The organism is Streptomyces lushanensis (assembly GCF_001700515.1).
In the GTDB taxonomy this organism is placed as follows: domain Bacteria; phylum Actinomycetota; class Actinomycetes; order Streptomycetales; family Streptomycetaceae; genus Streptomyces; species Streptomyces lushanensis.
The window spans coordinates 1-4,383 of record NZ_MAUD01000224.1; the positions used below are offsets into that span (position 1 = coordinate 1).

Sequence of the window (4,383 nt, forward strand, 5' to 3'; positions counted from 1 at the left end):
GCCGGTGGTGTCCGCGCCACGAGTTGCGGCGACGTGGCGCGGACACCACCGGCCTGGGCGGACGCCGGACAGCGGATGTCCCTGGCCCTGTGGGAGGAGTCCGGGGACGGTGCCCCCGGGCACCATCCACATCCGCACCCGCATCCACATCCGCATCCCGACCGGCGCTTCCGGCTCGACCTGCACCGGCATCTCTGGGATTCCGAGCGGAGCGGCGAACTCGCGCGACGGTGCGGCGCGGGCGTGGCACTGCCCATGGCGCCGTCCGACGGGCCCCACCCGCACGCCCGGCCGGACGTGCCGGACCTGCCCGATTGGTCCGCCGTCCACGACCGCTCGTGGGCGTCGGCACGGTGGGCCGCCGAGGCCGAGCTGCTGCTGAGGGCCGAGGGGCGCCCTCGCGGGGCCTTCACGGTGCGGCTCGGTGCGCGGAGCCGCGCCGTGCTCGAACTCGTCGCCCCCGACGACAGCCATACCCCGACGTTCCGGCCGCTGCGGGAGACGCTTGCGCCGCAGGAGGTCGCGGTGCTTCCGGTGCTGCCGGAGGCGGCGGCCCGGGTCCTTCCGGACCTGGAGCTGCTGCGGGCCGGGCTGATCGCGACCGATCGGCTGCATCCGCTCGTCGCCGCAGCATTGACGGCGTCCGGCTCAGCGGTGCCGTCCGGCTCGGGACCTGCGGCCGGCCCCGTCCTCCGGCCCGGCGATCCGCACCGGGTGGAGTGCCGGAGCGAAGTCCACCGGATAGCGCTGCGGGACGGGACGCTCACGGCGATCGATCACGACCCGGCACAACTGCGTCGGGAGGAGCTGCTGGTGGCGCTCGGCGGCCCCGCGCTGCCCTGCGTGCGGGCGATCGACGAGGTGCACCGTAACCCGGAGGCACTGCCCGCGGTCCGGGAGCGACTGGGCCACGGTGATGTCGCCGGGGCCCTGGCCGTGGTGGAGGGGCTGCTCGGTCCCGGCGCGATCCTGCGCGACGGGCCACTGCGGGACGAACTGGAGTCGGCCGCGGCCCGCCGTATCGACCACGGTCTCTTCCGCTCGGGGTTGGTCGCCGTGCATTCCGGTACCGGTGCGGCGGCGGGCGGAAAGGCCTCGGACCCGAGGTACGCGGAGGCGAACCACCGCCCCCGGCTCGACCGCCGTACCCCTCGCGCGATCCGCCTCAAGCGGAGCAGCCGGGCCCGGCCCCGCACCGGCCTGAACCCCAGTACCAGCTGACCGGCTGTCCCGCCCGAGTCCTGTCCTCGCACCGCGCGTTCCGCGCTGCCCGCTCACGACGCCGACGCCCGTACGCGCATGACGCGCCCGTACGTCCATGTCATCCGGGACGGACCGTCCCGATCCCTCAACCCACCCAAGGTGATGCCCATGACCTCCAGTACGTTCCTGCCCGCTCCCGCTCCCGCTCCTGCTTCCGTCCCGGGTACCGGTGAACCGGCCCCCGTACCCGCCGCGGTCCCGGCCGCCGGCGCCCTCGTACCCACCTCCGCCGGCCGATCCGGTACCGGCGTCGGCAACGGCAACGGCATCGGTGCCCAACTCGCCGTCGCCGACGACCTCCTGGCCCTCCTGCGCACGACCACCACCGAGCCGCGTCCCGACGAGCAGCTCGAAGCGCTCACCCTGGCCGTCGCGGCCGACCTGCCCGTACTGCTCTGGGGCGAGCCGGGCATCGGCAAGACCGCGGCCCTGACGCGGCTCGCCACTTCGCTGGACCTGCCGCTGACGACCGTGATCGCCAGCGTCCACGAGCCGACCGACTTCTCCGGGCTGCCCATCGTCGGCGACGATCCGGCGGTGCGGGGGGTGCCGATGGCGCCGCCGCAGTGGGCCGTGGAACTGGTACGGGCCGGGCGGGGGCTGCTCTTCCTGGACGAACTCTCCACCGCCACCCCGGCCGTTCAGGCAGCCCTGCTGCGGGTCGTCCTGGAACGGAAGGTCGGTGCGCTCCAACTACCCCCGGACGTAAGGATCGTGGCCGCCGCCAATCCGAGCGCGTCGGCGGCGGACGGATGGGAGCTGAGCCCGCCGCTGGCCAACCGGTTCGTGCATCTGTACTGGGTGCACGACCGTGAGGTGGTGGTGCGCGGGCTGGGCGGGGTCTGGCCCCGCGCGGAACTGCCCCGGCTGATACCGGAGCGCCTGCCGGAGGCGGTGGCCTTCGCCCGGCGCGCGGTCTGCGGATTCCTGGAAGCCCGGCCGACGCTGATCCACCGGCTGCCCAGCACGGAGACGCGGCGTGGCGGTGCCTGGCCCTCGCCCCGGAGCTGGGAGGCCGCGTTGGCCCTGCTTGCCTTCGGCACGGCGGCCTCCGTCTCCCGGGAGGTGCTGGCCCTGCTCGTGCGGGGCACGGTGGGGGACGGGCCGGGGCTCGAACTCCTCGCTCATCTGGACCGGATGGACCTGCCGGACCCGGAGTCGCTGCTGGCCGATCCGGCTTCCGTCGAGCTGCCGGTGCGGGGCGATCTGCGTCAGGCCGCGCTGGAGGCGGTGGTGGCCGCCGTCGGGGCGCGGCCCGAGCGGGAGCGGTGGGAGGCGGGCTGGGCGGTGCTGGTCCGGGCGCTGGAGACCGGCGCCCCGGACCTGCTGGTCGCCCCGGCGACGACGCTTGCCGCGTTGCGGCGGGACGACTGGGAGGTGCCGGACGCGGTGGAGCGGCTGATCGGGGTGATCGGTCTCGCCCGGCGGGCGGACCGGTCGGTGGGGCGGGTCGCGGCGGCGGCCGACGCCCGGCGTGCGACGGGAGTACGCCGATGACGGGGGGCGCGAAGCACCCTCTGCCGCGCCCGATGGCCCGGCCCGCGCCGCCGCGCCCGGTGCGGGCCACCGTGCCGAGGCCGCCGGCCGGCTCCGGCGGGCCGTACGACCGGACCGGACCCCCTCTGGACATGGAGAAACTGCTCGCCGCCCGGCTGCACGCGGTGAAGGTCCGGCCGTACCTGGCAAGCGCGCTCTTCGCGCTGCACGTGGTGGAGGACCGGTCGGTGCCGACCATGGCGGTGGACGCACACTGGCGCTGCTACGTGTCCCCCGGCTTCGTGGCGTGCACCCCGGTGGAGGAACTGGCGGGCGTCTGGGTGCACGAGGTCTCCCATCTGCTCCGGGACCACCACGGGCGGGGTGAGCGGTATGCGCGGGAGCACGAGGAGTACGGTCCGGGTGCGCGGCTGCGGCGGAACATCGCCGCCGACTTCGAGATCAACGACGACATCTACGGTGACGGTCTGCCCCTGCCCGCCGGGGCGGTGCTCCCGTCGTTGCTGCGGTTGTCCGACGGGCTGCTGATGGAGGAGTACCTGCGTACGGCGTCGATGTCGGGGCTCACCGGTGATCTGGCCTGGCTGGACTGCGGCAGTGGTGCCGACGGGCAGGATCGGCCGTGGGAGCTGGGACCCGACGGGGCACACGGGCTCAGCAGGCAGCAGCGGGACGCGGTCCGCTTCCGGGTCGCCGAGGGGATCAGAGGCCGGCCGGGCGACGCTCCGGAGGGATGGCGCCGGTGGGCCGAGAAGGCGTTCCATCCACCGCAGCCGTGGCGGCGGTTGCTGGGGGCGGCGATCCGCTCCGCGGCAAGCGCGCCGGGGGCGGGCGAGAACCACAGCTACCGGCGTCCGTCCCGGCGCTCGGCGAGTGTCCCCGGCGTGCTGCTGCCGAGCCTGCGCCGTATGCCGCCCCGGGTCTGCGTCGTGATCGACACCTCCGGGTCGGTGAGCGACGCAGAGCTGGGCAGCGCGCTGCTGGAGGTGGCGGCGATCTCGCGGGCGGTGGGCGGGCGGCGCGACCTGGTGTCGGTGATCTCCTGCGACGCGGCGGCCCGGGTCGCCGTCCCGCTCTGCCGCGCCGAGAACATCGAACTGGTCGGAGGCGGGGGAACGGATCTGCGCTCCGGTTTCGCCCGGGCGCTCCGCTCCCGGCCCCGCCCGGACGTCATCGTCGCCCTGACGGACGGCCAGACACCCTGGCCCTCCGCGCAGCCGCCCTGTCGCACGGTCGTCGGCCTCTTCCCCCGTCCGGCGAGCACCGTGGACGAGGAGAATCCCGACTACGCCCCGGACACCCCACCGCCCTGGGCACGTGTCGTCACCATCCCCTGAGCGTCGGGCAACGCCCGGATTGTTCGGCGGATGCCGTAAGCCCGGTGGTACGGCAGTTCCGCGTCGGCAGCCCTGAGGAAAAACGCGACTGAGCCCCGCGCCCGCGGGGCTCAGTCGCGGTCGGTCGGTTCCAGGAGCAGCAGGGGGATCACCCGGTCGCCCGCGCGCTCCCGGTACTCGGGGAAGTGCGGCCAGTGCGCTTCGGCCACCGCCCACCAGCGGTCCAGCTCCTCCCCGGCCGGCTCCCGGGCCCGGAACTCCCGGACCCGGGAGCCGGCCGGGGAGG

The 4,383-nt window shown here is 75.0% G+C and carries 3 protein-coding genes; all 3 read left to right on the plus strand.

Features of this window, described 5'->3' with window-relative positions; translation table 11 throughout:
- Positions 1 to 1,221, plus strand: a 1,221-nt coding sequence (locus tag BFF77_RS19255; protein ID WP_066951321.1) for a hypothetical protein, incomplete at its 5' end; no start/stop codon positions are given.
- 150 nt (positions 1,222 to 1,371) lie between these two features.
- Positions 1,372 to 2,760: a sigma 54-interacting transcriptional regulator gene (locus tag BFF77_RS19260; RefSeq protein WP_245703589.1), complete on the plus strand. Its 1,389-nt coding sequence runs from the start codon at positions 1,372 to 1,374 to the stop codon at positions 2,758 to 2,760.
- 131 nt (positions 2,761 to 2,891) lie between these two features.
- Positions 2,892 to 4,097: a DUF2201 family putative metallopeptidase gene (locus tag BFF77_RS19265; protein ID WP_066951323.1), complete on the plus strand. Its 1,206-nt coding sequence runs from the start codon at positions 2,892 to 2,894 to the stop codon at positions 4,095 to 4,097.
- Positions 4,098 to 4,383 lie beyond the last annotated feature (286 nt).